This window comes from Allobosea psychrotolerans (assembly GCF_002917105.1).
GTDB lineage: Bacteria > Pseudomonadota > Alphaproteobacteria > Rhizobiales > Beijerinckiaceae > Allobosea > Allobosea psychrotolerans.
In genome coordinates, this window is the sequence record NZ_PQFZ01000002.1 from 331,898 (window position 1) to 347,429 (window position 15,532).

16 protein-coding genes are annotated in these 15,532 nt (G+C 65.5%); 3 read left to right on the forward strand and 13 right to left on the reverse strand.

Going from position 1 to position 15,532, the window contains the following annotated elements; all coding sequences use genetic code 11:
• The first annotated feature begins 29 nt into the window (after positions 1 to 29).
• Genes CYD53_RS04555 through CYD53_RS04565 form a run of 3 tightly spaced genes read left to right on the forward strand, consistent with a single transcriptional unit; the run spans position 30 to position 2,990 of the window.
• Positions 30 to 713: a CvpA family protein gene (locus CYD53_RS04555; protein ID WP_103716930.1), complete on the forward strand. Its 684-nt coding sequence runs from the start codon at positions 30 to 32 to the stop codon at positions 711 to 713.
• A 44-nt stretch (positions 714 to 757) separates the two neighbouring features.
• The gene (gene purF, locus CYD53_RS04560) at positions 758 to 2,230 is read left to right on the forward strand and encodes an amidophosphoribosyltransferase (protein ID WP_103716931.1); all 1,473 of its coding nucleotides are present in this window, start codon (positions 758 to 760) and stop codon (positions 2,228 to 2,230) included.
• Between the two features lie 19 nt (positions 2,231 to 2,249).
• A complete protein-coding gene (locus CYD53_RS04565; RefSeq protein WP_069691704.1) occupies positions 2,250 to 2,990 on the forward strand; it encodes an SDR family NAD(P)-dependent oxidoreductase in 741 nt (246 codons plus the stop codon).
• A gap of 40 nt (positions 2,991 to 3,030) precedes the next feature.
• On the opposite strand, the gene der is transcribed toward CYD53_RS04565, so the two are convergent.
• The 13 genes from der to CYD53_RS04630 all read right to left on the reverse strand — a co-directional run bounded on the left by der (position 3,031) and on the right by CYD53_RS04630 (position 15,531).
• Positions 3,031 to 4,446, reverse strand: a complete 1,416-nt coding sequence (gene der / locus CYD53_RS04570) for a ribosome biogenesis GTPase Der (RefSeq protein WP_103716932.1) — start codon at positions 4,444 to 4,446, stop codon at positions 3,031 to 3,033.
• Positions 4,447 to 4,599: 153 nt separating this feature from the next.
• A complete protein-coding gene (locus CYD53_RS04575) occupies positions 4,600 to 5,262 on the reverse strand; it encodes a tetratricopeptide repeat protein (RefSeq protein ID WP_103716933.1) in 663 nt (220 codons plus the stop codon).
• A gap of 228 nt (positions 5,263 to 5,490) precedes the next feature.
• Entirely contained in the window at positions 5,491 to 6,585 is a 1,095-nt protein-coding gene (queA, locus tag CYD53_RS04580; RefSeq protein WP_103716934.1) for a tRNA preQ1(34) S-adenosylmethionine ribosyltransferase-isomerase QueA, read from the reverse strand.
• Positions 6,586 to 6,593: 8 nt separating this feature from the next.
• Positions 6,594 to 7,064 (reverse strand): peptidylprolyl isomerase, encoded by a 471-nt coding sequence (locus CYD53_RS04585; RefSeq protein WP_103716935.1) that lies wholly within the window; start codon positions 7,062 to 7,064, stop codon positions 6,594 to 6,596.
• Positions 7,064 to 7,702, reverse strand: a complete 639-nt coding sequence (locus tag CYD53_RS04590; protein ID WP_103716936.1) for a hypothetical protein — start codon at positions 7,700 to 7,702, stop codon at positions 7,064 to 7,066. Before CYD53_RS04590 ends, CYD53_RS04585 begins: the two co-directional genes overlap by 1 nt.
• A gap of 56 nt (positions 7,703 to 7,758) precedes the next feature.
• On the reverse strand, positions 7,759 to 8,304 hold the full coding sequence (locus CYD53_RS04595) for a peptidylprolyl isomerase (protein WP_103716937.1): 546 nt from the start codon (positions 8,302 to 8,304) through the stop codon (positions 7,759 to 7,761).
• A 378-nt stretch (positions 8,305 to 8,682) separates the two neighbouring features.
• Entirely contained in the window at positions 8,683 to 8,913 is a 231-nt protein-coding gene (locus CYD53_RS04600; RefSeq protein WP_103716938.1) for a DUF1467 family protein, read from the reverse strand.
• Positions 8,910 to 9,317, reverse strand: a complete 408-nt coding sequence (locus CYD53_RS04605; RefSeq protein WP_103716939.1) for a RidA family protein — start codon at positions 9,315 to 9,317, stop codon at positions 8,910 to 8,912. Before CYD53_RS04605 ends, CYD53_RS04600 begins: the two co-directional genes overlap by 4 nt.
• Before the next feature lie 5 nt (positions 9,318 to 9,322).
• Complete coding sequence (gene mce / locus CYD53_RS04610; RefSeq protein WP_103717113.1) at positions 9,323 to 9,727, reverse strand: methylmalonyl-CoA epimerase; 405 nt, start codon at positions 9,725 to 9,727, stop codon at positions 9,323 to 9,325.
• A gap of 179 nt (positions 9,728 to 9,906) precedes the next feature.
• Entirely contained in the window at positions 9,907 to 11,577 is a 1,671-nt protein-coding gene (locus CYD53_RS04615; RefSeq protein ID WP_103716940.1) for a ribonuclease J, read from the reverse strand.
• Between the two features lie 110 nt (positions 11,578 to 11,687).
• Complete coding sequence (locus CYD53_RS04620) at positions 11,688 to 12,446, reverse strand: biotin--[acetyl-CoA-carboxylase] ligase (RefSeq protein WP_103716941.1); 759 nt, start codon at positions 12,444 to 12,446, stop codon at positions 11,688 to 11,690.
• 132 nt (positions 12,447 to 12,578) lie between these two features.
• Positions 12,579 to 14,009: an NADH-quinone oxidoreductase subunit NuoN gene (gene nuoN / locus CYD53_RS04625; protein WP_103716942.1), complete on the reverse strand. Its 1,431-nt coding sequence runs from the start codon at positions 14,007 to 14,009 to the stop codon at positions 12,579 to 12,581.
• Positions 14,010 to 14,019: 10 nt separating this feature from the next.
• Positions 14,020 to 15,531: an NADH-quinone oxidoreductase subunit M gene (locus tag CYD53_RS04630; protein ID WP_103716943.1), complete on the reverse strand. Its 1,512-nt coding sequence runs from the start codon at positions 15,529 to 15,531 to the stop codon at positions 14,020 to 14,022.
• Between the last annotated feature and the right edge of the window lies 1 nt (position 15,532).

A 15,532-nucleotide genomic window follows, 5' to 3' on the forward strand; every position in this document is an offset into this window, starting at 1 on the left:
CCTGAGTTCTTAAGCGAAGCGGCTTATCCATGCCTGTCACCATCCTCGATCTCGTCGTTGTCGGCGTGGTTTTGATCTCGGCATTGCTGGCCGCCGTGCGCGGCCTGACGCGCGAAGTGCTGGCGATCGCCTCCTGGGTCGCCGCAGCCGCCGTGGCCTGGGTCTTCCACCCGCAGCTCCTGCCGCTCGCCAAGCAATACATCCCCAATGACACGATTGCCCTGATCGCCTCGATCGCGGCGCTGTTCCTAGTGACCTTGATCGTGGTTTCGCTGGTGACGGCGCGGATTTCGGACTTCGTGCTAGATTCGCGCATCGGCGCGCTGGATCGGACGCTCGGCTTCGTCTTCGGCGCCGGTCGCGGCCTGCTGCTTGCCGTCGTCGGTTATCTGTTCTTCAGCGCGCTGCTGCCCGAGAAGAACCTGCCGTCCTGGGCCAAGGATGCGCGCGCTCGCCCGCTTCTCGAGGAAACCGGCCGCTCGCTCTTGACGATGCTGCCGCAAGACATCAACTCCGACATGATCAAGAAGATGCTCAAGCCCAAGACAGGCGAGGAGCCGACGGAGGCGCCGGCCGAGGAGCCTCGCGCCCCCGCCAGCCCCACCGCCGACCCACAGCGCCGCACCCAGGTGCCCGATGCCAACGACAAGCAGGCATTGCAGCGGGTGATCGAAGCTGGCAAAGCAACGACGCCTGCCCAACCCCGTCCGTAATTCGAGCGTAGAGACCTCCCAGTCCTGCCGCATTGGAGCCCGTGATGACGCTGCAGACCGAAGCCGAAGCCGCCTTTGACCCCAATGCCGACCGGCTGCGGGAGGAGTGCGGCGTCTTCGGCATCTTCGGACATGCCGACGCCGCCGCTCTGACGGCGCTGGGCCTGCACGCCCTGCAGCATCGCGGCCAGGAGGCTGCGGGCATCGTCAGCTTCGACGGTAAGCGCTTCCACTCCGAGCGCAGGCTCGGCCTCGTCGGCGACGCCTTCTCGGAAGTCTCCGTCATCGAGAAGCTCAAGGGCAAGCAGGCGATCGGCCATGTGCGCTACTCGACCACGGGCGAGACCATCCTGCGCAACGTCCAGCCGCTTTTCGCCGAGCTCCATGGCGGCGGGTTCGCGGTCGCGCATAACGGCAACCTGACCAATGGCCTGACGCTGCGGCGTAACCTCGTCCGCGACGGCGCGATCTACCAGTCGACATCGGACACCGAGGTGCTGCTGCATCTCGTCGCGCGCAGCCGCAAATCGCATTTCATCGAGCGCTTCGTCGAAGCTATCCGCCAGATCGAGGGGGCCTACGCCTTCGTCGGCATCACCAACAAGAAGCTGATCGGCGTGCGCGACCCGCTCGGCATCCGCCCGCTGGTGCTGGGCGAGCTCGATGGCTGCCCGATCCTGACCTCCGAGACCTGCGCGCTCGACATCATCGGCGCGAAGTTCATCCGCGAGGTCGAAAACGGCGAAGTCGTCGTCATCTCCGAGAGTGGCATCGAGAGCCACAAGCCCTTCCCGCCGGTCGCCGAGCGGCCCTGCATCTTCGAATACATCTATTTCGCCCGGCCCGACTCCATCGTGAAGGGCCGCAGCATCTATGAGCGCCGCAAGCAGATGGGCGCGCAGCTCGCGTCCGAAGCCCCGGCAAATGCCGATGTGATCGTGCCCGTGCCCGATTCCGGCGTGCCAGCCGCGCTCGGCTTCTCGCAGGCGAGCGGCATCCCCTTCGAGCTCGGCATCATTCGCAATCATTATGTCGGGCGCACCTTCATCGAGCCGACGCAGAAGGTCCGCGAACTCGGCGTGCGCCTGAAGCATTCCGCCAATCGCAGCGTCGTCGAGGGCAAGAGCATCGTGCTCGTCGACGATTCGATCGTGCGCGGGACGACGTCGCTGAAGATCGTCAAGATGATGCGCGAGGCCGGCGCGCGCGAGGTGCATTTCCGCATCTCCTCGCCGCCGATCACGCACCCCGATTATTACGGCATCGATACGCCCGACCGCGAAAAACTGCTGGCCGCGACGCATTCGCTCGAGGAAATGCGCCAGTTCGTCGGCGCCGATTCGCTGGCCTTCCTGTCGGTCGACGGGCTCTACCGCGCCATGGGCCATGCCGGACGCGATGCGGTCCGCCCGCAATTCACCGACCACTGCTTCACCGGCGATTATCCGACCTCTCTGACTGATGTGGTCGGGGAGAGCGCCAAGCAGCAGATTTCGCTGCTGGCCGAAGCCGGCTGAGCCCCGCTCAAGGAAGTCCATGTCCAAGCCTTTGGAAGGGCGCGTCGCGCTCGTCACCGGCGCATCGCGCGGCATCGGCCGGGCAGCGGCGCTCGCCTTCGCCCAGGCCGGCGCACATGTCGTCGCGCTTGCCCGCACCACCGGGGCTCTCGAAGAGCTGGACGACGAGATTCTGGCGTTGGGCGGCAGCACGACGCTCGTCCCGGTCGACCTCGCGGATACCGCCGCGATCGAGAAGCTCGGCCCAGCCCTCCTGCAGCGCTGGGGCAAGCTCGACATCCTCCTGGCCAATGCCGGCATATTGGGGCCATTGACGCCCCTGACCCACGCCTCGCCGAAGGAATGGGCCAATGTGTTCGACACCAATGTCACGGCGAATTGGCGCTTGCTGAAATCGGTCGAGCCGGCGCTGCAGGCGTCGGACGCTGCCCGCGTGATCCTGATGTCCTCGGGCGCCGCGCATAAATGCCTGGCTTATTGGGGGCCTTACTCGATCTCGAAGGCAGCCGTCGAAGCCATGGCGCGCACCTATGCCGCCGAGACCGTGACGACACCGCTGAAGGTGATGCTGGTCAATCCGGGCCCGCTGCGGACCAAGATGCGCGCCGAGGCGATGCCGGGCGAGGATCCGCTGACGCTCAGGACGCCGGAGGAGCTCGCGCCGCATCTGGTCGAGATCGCCTCGCCCGCATGGAGCGAGACCGGCAAGATCTTCGATTTCCCGCAGGGAAAAGTGCTGACGCCGCAAATGCCGGCCTGAGGCATCCCTTCTCCTCCGAGGGGAGAAGGGAAGAACCACGCTACTTCTTGCCCTTGTCGTAAGGGTTTTCGCCGCCGCGCGTATGCAGGCGGATCGGCGTGCCCGGCAGTTCGAAGGCCTCGCGCAGATTGTTGACCAGATAGCGGGTGTAGGACACCGGCAGATGGTCGAGCTGGTTGCCGAACAGAGCAAAGGTCGGCGGGCGCGCCTTGGCCTGCGTCATGTAGCGGATCTTGATGCGCCGGCCTGCGACGGCTGGCGGCGGATGGGCCGAGAGCACACCTTCCAGCCAGCGGTTGATCCGCGCCGTCGAGATGCGACGATTCCAGACGTCGTAGCTCTCGAACACCGCCTGCATCAAGCGGTCGATGCCTTCGCCGGCAAGCCCGGACAGCGGCACGATCGGCACGCCGCGCACCTGCGCGAGCAGATGCTTGGCCTTCTCCTTCAGCTCAGCCAGCAAGCCGTTCTTGTCGGCGACGAGATCCCATTTGTTCAGGCCGATGACGACGGTGCGGCCCTCGCGCTCGGTGAAATCGACGAGCGTCAGGTCCTGCTTCTCGAACGGGATCGTGGCATCCAGCAACACGACGACGACCTCGGCGAAGCGGATCGCGCGCAGCGCGTCCTGCACCGACATCTTCTCGAGCTTTTCCTCGATGCGGGCGCGTTTGCGCATCCCGGCCGTATCGAACAGTTTTACGGGGCGGCCTCGCCATTCATAGTCGACGGAGATGGTGTCGCGGGTGATGCCGGCCTCAGGGCCGGTCAGCAGCCGTTCCTCGCCGATCATGCGGTTGACCAAGGTCGACTTGCCGGCATTGGGGCGGCCGATGATGGTGACGCGCAGCGGCTTGTTCGGGTCGTTGTACTCTTCGTCTTCCTCGCCGACGGCGGCCGGGGCATCCACCCAGCGCTTGTCGCCATAGCTCTCGTCGAAGGCCTCTTCCTCTTCCGGCTCGACATCGACGAAGGGCGCGAGCGCCTCCAGCAAATCGGACGTGCCCTCGCCGTGCTCGGCCGAGAACGGCACGGGATCGCCAAGGCCCAGCGCATAGGATTCGAAGATGCCGTCCAGCCCCTTTTTCCCCTCGGCCTTGTTGGCGAGCAGGATGACGGGCTTGCCGGATTTGCGCACCAGATCGGCGAAGGGCTGATCCATCGGCGTCAGACCGAGCCGCGCATCGATCATGAACAGGATGACGTCGGCCTGGGCGATCGCGGTTTCCGTCTGCGCGCGCATCCGGCCCAGGAGCGAATCCTTGTCGGCCTCTTCCAGACCCGCCGTATCGATCACGTTGAAGCGCAGATGTCCGAGCGAGGCCTCGCCCTCGCGCCGGTCGCGCGTCACGCCGGGCCGGTCGTCGACGAGCGCGAGCTTCTTGCCGACGAGCCGGTTGAACAGCGTCGACTTGCCGACATTGGGGCGGCCGATGATGGCGACGATGGCGGTCATTGCGTGTCAACTATTCCTGTTTCGCCTGCGTGGTCCAACGACGTTGGCTCCTTCGCAGCCGATAAAAGCGCACGGTCATCCCAGATCCCCCTAGGGTCGCCCGGGATGACCAGCGCTACAAATGAAATTCTCGCAAACCTCGTTCGTGGGAACTCAGTTCTTCGTCTCGACCGGGCCGCCGCGAACCAGAGCGAGGTAGAGATCGGTGCGCTGGCGCAGCACCTGCGGCGCCTGCGGGTCGGTGACGATCGCATCGAACCAGCGCCCGGCATCCTCGAACAGATTGGCCTTGAGTGCGGCGATGCCCAGCATCTCCCGCGCCGAGTGGCGCCAGACGCCCTGAGGCGTCACCAGCGGCTCCAGCGCCGTCTTGACCTCGGCGTAGGGCGCGAGATCGACGCGCAGCATGCCGGCGCGCAGGCGCGCCAGATCGCGATAGAGCTGATCGAGTCCGCCATCATTGGCGAGCGCATCGAAAGCAGCGACGCCGGCAGCGGCATCGCGCTTGGCGGTCTCGGCAGCAAGACGGAAGCGCGCGATCTGACGATAGCCGGCGGGAGCGCTCTCAGTGAGCTCCTTCAGAATCGTCTCGGCCTCCGCGCCATTGCCGTCGCGCGAGGATTTCAGCGCGGCTTCGAGCCGCGCGCCGACAGCCTGGGAGGCCTGGTTCTCGCGATGCAGCCAATATTGCCAGCCGGCGACGGCGAGCACGGCCAGCACGGCCAGCGCGACGAAGACATTGCCGTATTTGCTCCAGATGGCCGCCGCCTTGTCGCGGCGCACCTCTTCATCGATCTCGCGAAAAATATCGGCCATGGCCCGTCAGAATTCCCTTGTTGCCGTGCCGGTTAGCATTTCCGCGCGGCGATTGCGAGCCGGATCAACGCCTTTCGCCGACATCGTAGGAGTCTGGCCGTCCTGGGCCAAATGCCGCCCCGCCGTCATTGCGAGCGCAGCGAAGCAATCCAGGGCGGCAGGGTGCTCAGTCTGGATTGCTTCGCTGCGCTCGCAATGACGTGTGAGACTGACAGGCTCGCCACGGCTTCAGGCAGACGGCAGAGCGCGATGCAGCAGGCTGGCATCGCCATAGGAGTAGAAGCGATAATTCTCCGCGATCGCATGGGCATAGGCGCGTTTCATGATGTCGAGACCGCAGAAGGCCGAGACCAGCATGAACAGCGTCGAGCGCGGCAGGTGGAAATTGGTCAGCAGCAGGTCGACGGCGCGGAAACGATAGCCCGGCGTGATGAAGATCGCGGTGTCGCCGGAGAAAGGCGCGATGACGCCATCCTCGCCGGTGGCGCTCTCCAGGAGCCGCAGCGAGGTCGTGCCGACCGCAATGACGCGCCCGCCCTTTGCCCTGACCGCATTCAGCGCGGCGGCGGTCTCGGCCGAGACGCTGCCCCATTCGGCATGCATGCGGTGTTCGCTTGTGTCATCCACCTTCACTGGCAGGAAGGTCCCCGCGCCGACATGCAGCGTAACGAGGTGGCGCGAGACCCCGTATGCATCGAGCGCAGCGACAAGCTCCGGCGTGAAATGCAGGCCAGCCGTCGGCGCGGCGACCGCGCCGTCCTCGCGGGCGTGCATGGTCTGGTAGTCGCTCGCATCCTGTTGGTCGGTCGGGCGTTTGCCGGCGATGTAGGGCGGCAGCGGCAGCTCACCGTGCCGCGCGATAGCCTCATCGAGAATTGGCCCTGACAGAGCGAAGCGCAACTCGACCTCGCCGCCCTCGCCTTTTGACAAAACCTCGGCCTCGAGCCGGCCGAGTTCGCAGACATTGCCTGCGCCGGCCTCACCGAAGACGATCATCTCGCCGAGAGTGAGTTTCTTGGCCGGGCGGGCGAAGGCGAGCCAGCGATCGGCGCCCGCGCGCTTGTGCAGCATGATCTCGATGCCGGCAGACGTCCCGCCTCGGAAGCGCCGGCCACGCAGCCGCGAGGGGATGACGCGGGTGTCGTTCAGGACAAGCGCATCACCCGGTTGGAGCAGGCCGACGAGGTCGCGGATGCCGCGATCCTCGAATGGTTCGGGTGCACCAGGCCTGACGACAAGCAGGCGCGCCGCATCGCGCGGGCTTGCGGGCCTCAGCGCGATGCGGTCTTCGGGGAGGTCGAAATCGAAGAGCCCGACATCCACGGTCTGGATCAGGCCGCGTCGGCCAGAACCTTCATCGAGACGATCGAGTCGGGATCGCGCACCGGCTCGCCGCGCTTGATCTTGTCGACATTCTCCATGCCTTCAACGACTTCGCCCCAGACGGTGTACTGCTTGTCGAGGAAGCGGGCATCGTCGAAGACAATGAAGAACTGGCTGTTGGCCGAGTTCGGGTTCTGCGAACGGGCCATCGAGCAGATGCCGCGCACATGCGGTTCGGCATTGAACTCGGCCTTCAGGTCGGGCAGGTCCGAGCCGCCGGTGCCGGTGCCATGCGGGCAGCCGACCTGGGCCATGAAGCCGTCGATGACGCGGTGGAAGACGATGCCGTCATAAAAGCCCTGGCGCGAGAGCGTCTTCAGGCGCTCGACATGGCCGGGAGCCAGGTCGGGGCGCAGCTTGATGACGACTTTGCCCTTGGTGGTTTCCATGACGAGGGTGTTCTCGGGATCGAGCGACATCAGATCTGCCTTTCTGTGGACGGCGCGCGGCCGTGGAAGCGAATGGAAAAAGGTCGCCCCGCGATACTCGCTCCGAGCTGCGGCGACAACCTCATCGGTGTGCAATCGCGAACAGCGGCAACCACCGAGTCCGTGAAACGCTGGCGCAAGGCCGGGTCGGTCCGCCTGGTTTCCCAGGTTACACGCGGCTGGCCGAAGAGCGAACCGTCTCGGCGCAGGCTGAACCTGACCGTCGCCATGACGCCCGTATCGGGACCGTCGATGACGGGCGGATGCCAGCAGCGCCGCAAAGCGGGCGCGATATCGGTGAGACGGGCAAGCGCCTCGCCTTCGAACGGTTTCGTCGAAGGCGCAAGCCCTCCGGCCACGCCGATCTCGCCGCTGCGCGACTCTCGGGGCGGCCTGATCCCGCGATAGCCGCTGCCCGGCATGTCATCCCCGCTAAAGGGGCCGCCGATGCCTGGCATGTAGCGCTGCCCCGACTGCGGCGGCAGAATAGGGTTCTGCGAACCGGATGGCGGCGGCAGGACGGGATTTTGCGAACCGGACGGCGGCGGCAGGCCGAGATCGCGTGTATCCTGCGCAGCGGCCGAGCCGGCCGCCAGCAGCAGGAGACAAGTGAGAGCCGCGCGCAGCATTGTCACGGCCCTCCCCTGACTGGCCCTGCTTGTGGTTGGCCGTTACTTGGCGTCGGTTACTTGGCGTCGGCCTGCAGGCGCATGCGGATGATCTTGTCGGGGTTGGTGACCTGGCCATTGGCCGATTGGCTGCCCTTCTTGATCTTGCGCACGGCGTCCATGCCGGAGACGACCTCGCCGAACAGCGTGTACTGGCCGGTCAGCGAACCGCAGCCTTCAAAGCAGATGAAGAACTGGGAATTGGCGGAATCCGGCGATTGCGAGCGGGCCATGCCGACCGAGCCGACCTTGTAAGGTGTCGGGCTGAATTCGGCCGGCAGGTTCGGCAGGTCGGACTTGCCGGTGCCGGTGCCGGTCGGGTCGCCGGTCTGGGCCATGAAGCCGTCGATGACGCGGTGGAAGACGATGCCGTCATAAAAGCCGCGCTTGGTCAACGCCTTGATCTGCGCGACATGCTTGGGCGCCAGATCGGGCCGCAGCCGGATCGTCACCGGCCCGTCCTTGGTCTCCAGAACCAGTGTATTGGCCGGGTCCGGCGCCTGGGCCTGGGCCATGCCGAGCGAGGCGATGAGGGCAAGAGCGGCGAGAGAGCTGCGCAGCATAGACGATCTCCATGGCAACCGGCGGGCCCGGCTGGTCTGGCACTCGCCTAGCGGCATCCTTTGGCCGGAACAAGGCGGGAAAACGCCCCGGATAGAACTTTGCTGCACTGCACAAGTGCAACACAGAATAAACTTGCAAAAAGATCAGGCTGCGCATGCCTAAAGTGGTGACAGCCCCGTCATAATCCGCTAATCATTCCGGGCTGGACACGCTTTGCGATTATCGAAGCGTCGCGGACCAGGTCTCGGGAGGAACAAACGCCCGCCTAGTATATGAGTCGCGCGCGATCAGATGCGTGCCGTTGCTGCGGTAAAAACAGACTTCCAAGGCAAGGCATCGGCCTTGCCTTTTTCTTTTTGAAGTCCAGCACGCGAAGACTAGAGGTCGAACTTCGCCCAGATATACCAGACCAGCGCGAAGACCACCCCGGCGATGACCGAGGTGATCGAGGCCTTCTTGAGCAAGCCTGGAAGGACCGGCGCGCCCGGTTCCGTGCCGTCCGTGACCTCACCGGCCTCTGCCTGGCTGCGCACACCGAAGGGCAGCACGGCAAACAGCACCGTCCACCAGATCACGAAATAAACGGCGAGCCCGCCGGCGATGGTCATGAGCGGTCATCCCTTGTCGCATCGCCGGCGAGCGCGATGCAGGAAAAAGCGACGCGCGCCTGCGTCGGCACGCCGAAACGAGCCGTATGGCGCGCCGGCAACCCGCCGGGAAAATGCTTCACATATTCGGCGTTGCAGGCGGCATAGTCGTCGGGATTGGTGATCAGCATCGAAACCTGCACGACGCGGCCGAGACTGCTGCCGGCCTCTGCCAGGATCTCGGCGATCTTCGCCAATGCGTTGCGGACCTCCTCGGCCGGCGTATCCCCGCGAAAGACGCCACGCTCGGGATCATGCGGCGCCGAATGGCCGGAGACGAAAATCAGGCCACCGGCCCGCGTTGCGGCGCTGAAGGGGCGGGGCGACCCCGCCTCCGGCTCGCCGAAGAAGGTGATCTCGTCCATCGCGCTCAGGCCTGCTCGAGCTCGACGAGCGTGCCGCAGAAATCCTTGGGGTGCAGGAACAGCACCGGCTTGCCATGGGCGCCGATACGCGGCTCTCCGGAGCCGAGAACGCGCGCGCCCGTCGCCTTCAACCGGTCGCGGGCAGCCAGAATGTCGTCGACCTCGTAGCAGATATGATGGATGCCGCCATCGGGATTGCGCTCGAGGAACTTCGCTACCGGCGAATCAGGCCCCATCGGCTCCAGCAATTCAATCTTGGTGTTCGGCAGTTCCACGAAGACCACGGTCACACCATGCTCCGGCTGCGGCAGCGGCTGCGAAACCCGCGCGCCCAGCGTATCGCGATAGAGCGCCGTCGAGGCCGCGAGATCCTTCACGGCGATGGCGACATGGTTGAGGCGTCCGATCATGGCTTTCCCTTCATCGAGCTTACCCATCCTGGCTCTGAACCACGCCGTCATCCCGGACAAGCTGCGCCGCAGCGCCGATCCGGGATCCATCGTAGAGCGCAGTTCCCTACGATGGATCCCGGATCTCCGCTTCGCTGCGTCCGGGATGACGCGGTAGTTCCGAGCAAAGTCGTGCCAGCTTAAACCTCGATCACCAGCGCATGCACCAGCGGCTTCTTGCCCCATTCCTCGTTGACGGCGCTGCGCAGGCCGCGCTCCAGCGCATTGCGGAGCGCCTCGGGATCGCGCCGGCGCGCCTTGGGGATGCCGTCGATCAATTCGGAGACGGCCTCGGCGACATATTCGTCGAAATCGGTGCCGTCGCGCGTCCGCGGTGGCAGGCCCAGCACCGCGATCTCGGGATCGCCGGCAAGCCCGCCCTTCTCGTCGATAGCGACCGCGACCGAGATCATGCCGGCGAAGGACAGCTTCCGGCGCTCGGAGATGGTCTTCTCCAGCGCGTTCACCAGCAGCGTACCGTCCTGATAGAGGCGGCCATGCGTGACCTCGTCGACCTTGCTGGCGCCGTCGGCTGTGATCGCGACGACATCGCCATTCCCGGCACGCACCACGATCTTGACGCCGAGCCCACGTGCGAAGATGGCGTGCTCCGAGAGATGCAGATCCTCGCCATGGGCGGGGATGACGATCTTCGGCTTCAGCCAGCCATAAAGCCTGGCCATCTCCTCGCGGCGCGGATGCCCGGAGACATGGACGAGATGGGTGCGGTCGGTGATGATCTCGATATTGTCGCGCGCGAGCGCATTCAGGATGTTGCCGACGGCCTTCTCATTGCCGGGAATGGTGCGCGACGAGAAGATCACCCGGTCGCCGGGCGAGAGCGCGATCTCGGGATGGTCGTCGGAGGCGATGCGCGAGAGCGCCGCGCGCGGTTCGCCCTGGCTGCCAGTGAGCAGCGCCACGACCTTGTCGCGCGGCAGATAGCCATAGGTGTCGGCCGAGCGGAAGGCCGGGATGCCGTCGAGATAGCCGCATTCGCGCGCGACATCGATGACGCGGTCCATGGCGCGCCCAACGACGACGACCTCGCGCTGATCGGCCATCGCAGCCTCGGCGACGGCGCGCAGGCGCGCCACATTCGAGGCGAAGGTGGTGACGGCGACGCGGCCCGGTGCGGAATGCACCAGTTCCTTCAGCTTGGCTGCGACATCGGCCTCGCTCGGGCTGGTGCCGTCGCGCATGACATTGGTCGAATCGCAGATCAGCGCGAGCACGCCTTCGTCACCGAGTTCGCGCAGGCGCTTCTCGTCGGTCGGCAGGCCGACCTGCGGCGTCGGGTCGATCTTCCAGTCGCCGGTATGGACGACGAGGCCGACCGGGGTGCGGATCGCCAGCGCGTTCGATTCGGGGATCGAATGCGCCACCGGCACGAATTCGATGTCGAAGGGGCCAAGCGTCACCCGGCCGCCCTGCGCCACCACATGCATCGGCACCTTGGGCGCGCCCGGCTCGGAGAGCCGGCGCGTCGCCAGGAGGCCGGCGGCGAAGCGCGTGCAATAGACCGGCGCGCGCAGGCTCGGCCACAAGGCGGCGAGCGCGCCGATATGGTCTTCATGCGCGTGGGTGATGATGATGCCAAGCAGATTGGCGCGCTCTTCGATGATGTAGCGCAGGTCGGGCAGGATGATGTCGACGCCGGGAACCTCTGGACCGGCGAAGGACAGGCCGCAATCGACCAGGATCCATTTCCGCCGCCCTTCCGGGCCGAACCCGTAGAGCGCGGCGTTCATGCCGATCTCGCCGAGGCCGCCGAGGGGAACGAAGACGAGTTGATCGCTGGAACGGGTCACTGAATATCCTGACTGGAATATGGATCGGCGCATGAACGCGGGAGATGTGCGGGAGCCCTACCATGCCGGGCGGCAGGTCTCCATAGCGCGACCGCCCCAATGCGTGTGGTTCAGGCCGGCGGGCCGAAAAACAGATCGCCGGCATCGATGGCGCGGCGGCCCGTGGCGGTCTCCATTTCGAGCCGGCCGGATGGGTCGAGCCCGATGAAGCGCCCTTCGAGCGGGCCTTCCGGCAGGCGGATCGTGATCGTTTCGCCGAGAAAGGCGGCGCGCTCCAGCCAGGCGGCGCGCGTCGGGCCGAAGCCGCCGGGCTGCTGCCAGGCGCTGAAGCGGGCAAGCCAGGCCCCGCTGAGCGCCGACAGCACCGCCTCGATGCTTGCAGTCGGCTGGTGCTGCTTCAGGAAACTCGCCGGATAGGGCGTGCCCTGCGCGCAGGAGACGATGTTGACGCCGAAGCCGATGATCACATTGAGCCGCCCTGCCCGGCTCTCGCCTTCGAGCAGGAGGCCGGCCGTCTTGGCGCGCTCGATCAGCAGATCGTTGGGCCATTTCAGCGCAAGATCGGGAGCTGTAAGCCCTGTAACGGCCGTTGCAGCGTCATGCAACGCCAATCCGGCAACGAAGCCGAGCTGCGGTGCAAGCGCCGGCTCGCAAGGCGCGGTCAACAGCAGGCTGACATAGAGATTGCCGGGCGGCGAACTCCATTGCCGGCCATGGCGGCCGCGACCGGCGTTCTGGCTGCGCGCCACGATCCAGAGCTTGCCGGCATCGCCCTGGTCGAGCGACCGCCGCGCCTCCTCCATGGTGGAGCCGACTTCGTCGCGGACGATCAGACGGTAACCGGCAGCGCGGGCTGCTTCAGAGAGCATGGATCGCTTCCGTCATTCTAGGCCACAGGCCTCGAGTCCAGCCGTTGGCCGGCCCAAGGACAAGCGCCACGCAGACCCGATATCTCCGTCGAGAGATGCTCGGGTCGAGCCCGAGCATGACGGGAGCTGCATTCAGAACAGCGACTTCGCCGCCGCAGCCGCCGAATTGAGCAGGGGCGCGGGAGCCAGCGACAGCACCAGCACGAAGGCCGCCGAGATCAGCAGCACGGCGCGCACGCCGATATCGCCCTTCTCGAAGGCGGGCTTGGCGTCGTCGAAATAGATGATCTTGACCAGGCGCAGATAGTAATAGGCGCCAACCACGCTGGTCACCACCCCGACCACCGCCAGCACATAGAGCTTGGCCTCGATCGCGGCGAGGAAGACGTAGAACTTCGCCCAGAAGCCGGCCAGAGGCGGAATGCCGGCGAGCGAGAACATCATCATCGACAGCGCAAACGCCATCCAGGGATTGGTGCGCGAGAGGCCGGCAAGCTCGCTGATGTTCTCGACCGGCTTGCCGTCACGGCGCATCAGCAGGACGCAGGCAAAGGCGCCCAGCGTCGTCGCCAGATAGATCGCCATATAGACCATGACGCCCTGCACGCCGTTGGCGGTGCCGGCGGCGAGCCCGACCAGCGCATAGCCCATATTGGCGATCGAGGAATAGGCGAGCAGGCGCTTGATGTTGCTCTGGCCGATCGCCGCAAAGGCGCCCAGCGCCATCGAGGCGATCGCGATGAAGATGATGATCTGCTGCCAGTCATGCAGCGCGCCCGGGAAGGCGCCGACGAAGACGCGCACCACCATCGCCATCGCCGCCATCTTGGGGGCCGAGGCGAAGAAGGCGGCGACCGGGGTCGGCGCGCCCTCATAGACGTCGGGCGTCCACATATGGAACGGCACGGCCGAGATCTTGAAGGCGACGCCTGCCGCGATGAAGACGATGCCGAAGATCAGCCCGATGCCGGCATGACCGCCATGGGTGGCAGCCGCGATGCCCGGGAAGCTCACCGTGCCGGTGAAGCCGTAGACCAGGGAAGAGCCGTAAAGCAGCATGCCCGAGGAGAGCGCGCCGAGGACGAAGTACTTCAGGCCGGCCTCGGTCGACTTCGCATTGTCGCGGTCGAAGGCGGCAACGACGTAGAGCGCCAGCGACTGCAATTCCAGGCCGACATAGAGGCTGATCAGATCGTTGGCCGAAATCATCATCATCATGCCGATCGTCGCCAGCACGACGAGGATCGGGAATTCGAAGCGCATCGAGCCGCTGCGGCGCAGGGCATCGGAAGAGAGCAGAATCGTGGCCGCGGCGCCCAGCAGCGTCAGCACCTTCATGAAGCGGGCGAACCCGTCGGCGACGAAGCTGCCATTGAAGGTGATGAGCTTGCCCTCGCCCGAGAGCACCAGGACGAGCGCCAGCACGAAGAGCGCGATCGCCGCGCCTTCGAGCAGGCGCGTCGAACGCTCGCCCTTGATCGCGCCGACCAGCACCATGGCGATGGCGCCGAGCGCGAGGATGATTTCCGGCAGGGCAGGCCCGAGGGCGGGAACGACGGTCATCGGGCCAACCTTACTGAACGACCAGCATCGCCGTTTTCGCGGCGGTGAGTGCGGCTTGATAATTCTTGATGAGGGCTTCGGTCGGCGCAGCAAATGCGTCGAGGATCGTGCCGGGACGGATGCCGTACCAGACCGTCAGCAGGACGAGCGGCACGAGGATCACGATCTCGCGGTTGTTCAGATCCATGATGCCCTTGAGCTCCGGCTTGACCAGTTCGCCGAACATGACGCGGCGATAGAGCCAGAGCGCGTAAGCAGCCGACAGGATGACGCCCGAGGTCGCGATGAAGGCAACCCAGGGATTGGCCTTGAAGGCGCCCAGCAGCGTCAGGAACTCGCCGACGAAACCGGCCGTGCCGGGAAGGCCGACATTGGCCATGGTGAAGACCATGAAGATGACGGCATAGATCGGCATGCGGTTGACCAGCCCGCCATAGGCCGCGATCTCACGGGTGTGCATGCGGTCATAGACAACGCCGACGCAGAGGAAGAGCGCGCCCGAGACCAGCCCGTGGCTGACCATCTGGAACATCGCGCCCTGGATGCCCTGCGCCGTCAGCGTGAACAGGCCCATGGTGACGAAGCCCATATGCGCCACCGAGGAGTAGGCGATCAGCTTCTTGATGTCCTCCTGCATCAGCGCCACCAGAGAGGTGTAGACGATGGCGATGACCGAGAGCGCGAAGACGAAGGGCGCGAAATATTGCGACGCCTCCGGGAACATCGGGATCGAGAAGCGGATGAAGCCGTAGCCGCCCATCTTCAGCAGGATCGCCGCCAGGATGACGGAACCTGCGGTGGGTGCCTCGACATGGGCATCAGGCAGCCAGGTATGAACCGGCCACATCGGCATCTTCACCGCGAAAGAGGCGAAGAAGGCGAGCCACAGCCAGGTCTGCATGCCGACCGGGAACTGATGCGCCAGCAGCGTCGGGATGTCGGTGGTGCCGGCGTTCCAGTACATCGCCATCAGTGCCAGCAGCAGCAGGACCGAGCCGAGCAGCGTGTAGAGGAAGAATTTATAGGAGGCGTAGACCCGCCGCTTGCCGCCCCAGATGCCGATGATCAGGAACATCGGGATCAGGCCGGCCTCGAAGAACAGGTAGAACAGCACGAGGTCGAGCGCCACGAAGACGCCGATCATCAGCGTCTCCAGGATCAGGAACGCGACCATGTATTCGCGCACCCGCTTCGTCACGGATGTCCAGGACGCCAGGATGCAGAACGGCATCAGGAAGGCGGTCAGCACCACGAAGGGGAAGGAGAACCCGTCGACGCCGAGCTTGAACTTGATCGCGTCGGAGACCCAGCCATGGGTCTCGACCATCTGGAAGCCGGCATTGCCCGGCTCGAAACGGCCCCAGGCGACCAGCGCCAGCACGAAGGTCGCGATCGTCGCTGCCAGCGCCGCATAGCGCGCATTCGAGTCGACCGAAGCCTCGTCGCCGCGCTGCGCCAGTATGAAAGCCGCGCCGACCAGCGGCAGGACGAGAAGACCGGTGAGGATACCGAAACCGAACATC

Excerpts from the sequence above, each read along its gene's own strand:
- CYD53_RS04555 (WP_103716930.1), top strand. The coding sequence starts at position 30 with ATGCCTGTCACCATCCTCGATCTCGTCGTTGTCGGCGTGGTTTTGATC.
- purF (WP_103716931.1), top strand. The coding sequence starts at position 758 with ATGACGCTGCAGACCGAAGCCGAAGCCGCCTTTGACCCCAATGCCGAC.
- CYD53_RS04565 (WP_069691704.1), top strand. The coding sequence starts at position 2,250 with ATGTCCAAGCCTTTGGAAGGGCGCGTCGCGCTCGTCACCGGCGCATCG.
- der (WP_103716932.1), bottom strand. The coding sequence starts at position 4,446 with ATGACCGCCATCGTCGCCATCATCGGCCGCCCCAATGTCGGCAAGTCG.
- CYD53_RS04575 (WP_103716933.1), bottom strand. The coding sequence starts at position 5,262 with ATGGCCGATATTTTTCGCGAGATCGATGAAGAGGTGCGCCGCGACAAG.
- CYD53_RS04585 (WP_103716935.1), bottom strand. The coding sequence starts at position 7,064 with ATGTCGCTCGATCCCGAGAACACCCTCGTCATGGAAACCACCAAGGGC.
- CYD53_RS04590 (WP_103716936.1), bottom strand. The coding sequence starts at position 7,702 with ATGCTGCGCGCGGCTCTCACTTGTCTCCTGCTGCTGGCGGCCGGCTCG.
- CYD53_RS04595 (WP_103716937.1), bottom strand. The coding sequence starts at position 8,304 with ATGCTGCGCAGCTCTCTCGCCGCTCTTGCCCTCATCGCCTCGCTCGGC.
- CYD53_RS04600 (WP_103716938.1), bottom strand. The coding sequence starts at position 8,913 with ATGACCATCGCCGGCGGGCTCGCCGTTTATTTCGTGATCTGGTGGACG.
- CYD53_RS04605 (WP_103716939.1), bottom strand. The coding sequence starts at position 9,317 with ATGGACGAGATCACCTTCTTCGGCGAGCCGGAGGCGGGGTCGCCCCGC.
- mce (WP_103717113.1), bottom strand. The coding sequence starts at position 9,727 with ATGATCGGACGCCTCAACCATGTCGCCATCGCCGTGAAGGATCTCGCG.
- CYD53_RS04620 (WP_103716941.1), bottom strand. The coding sequence starts at position 12,446 with ATGCTCTCTGAAGCAGCCCGCGCTGCCGGTTACCGTCTGATCGTCCGC.
- nuoN (WP_103716942.1), bottom strand. The coding sequence starts at position 14,009 with ATGACCGTCGTTCCCGCCCTCGGGCCTGCCCTGCCGGAAATCATCCTC.
- CYD53_RS04630 (WP_103716943.1), bottom strand. The coding sequence starts at position 15,531 with ATGTTCGGTTTCGGTATCCTCACCGGTCTTCTCGTCCTGCCGCTGGTC.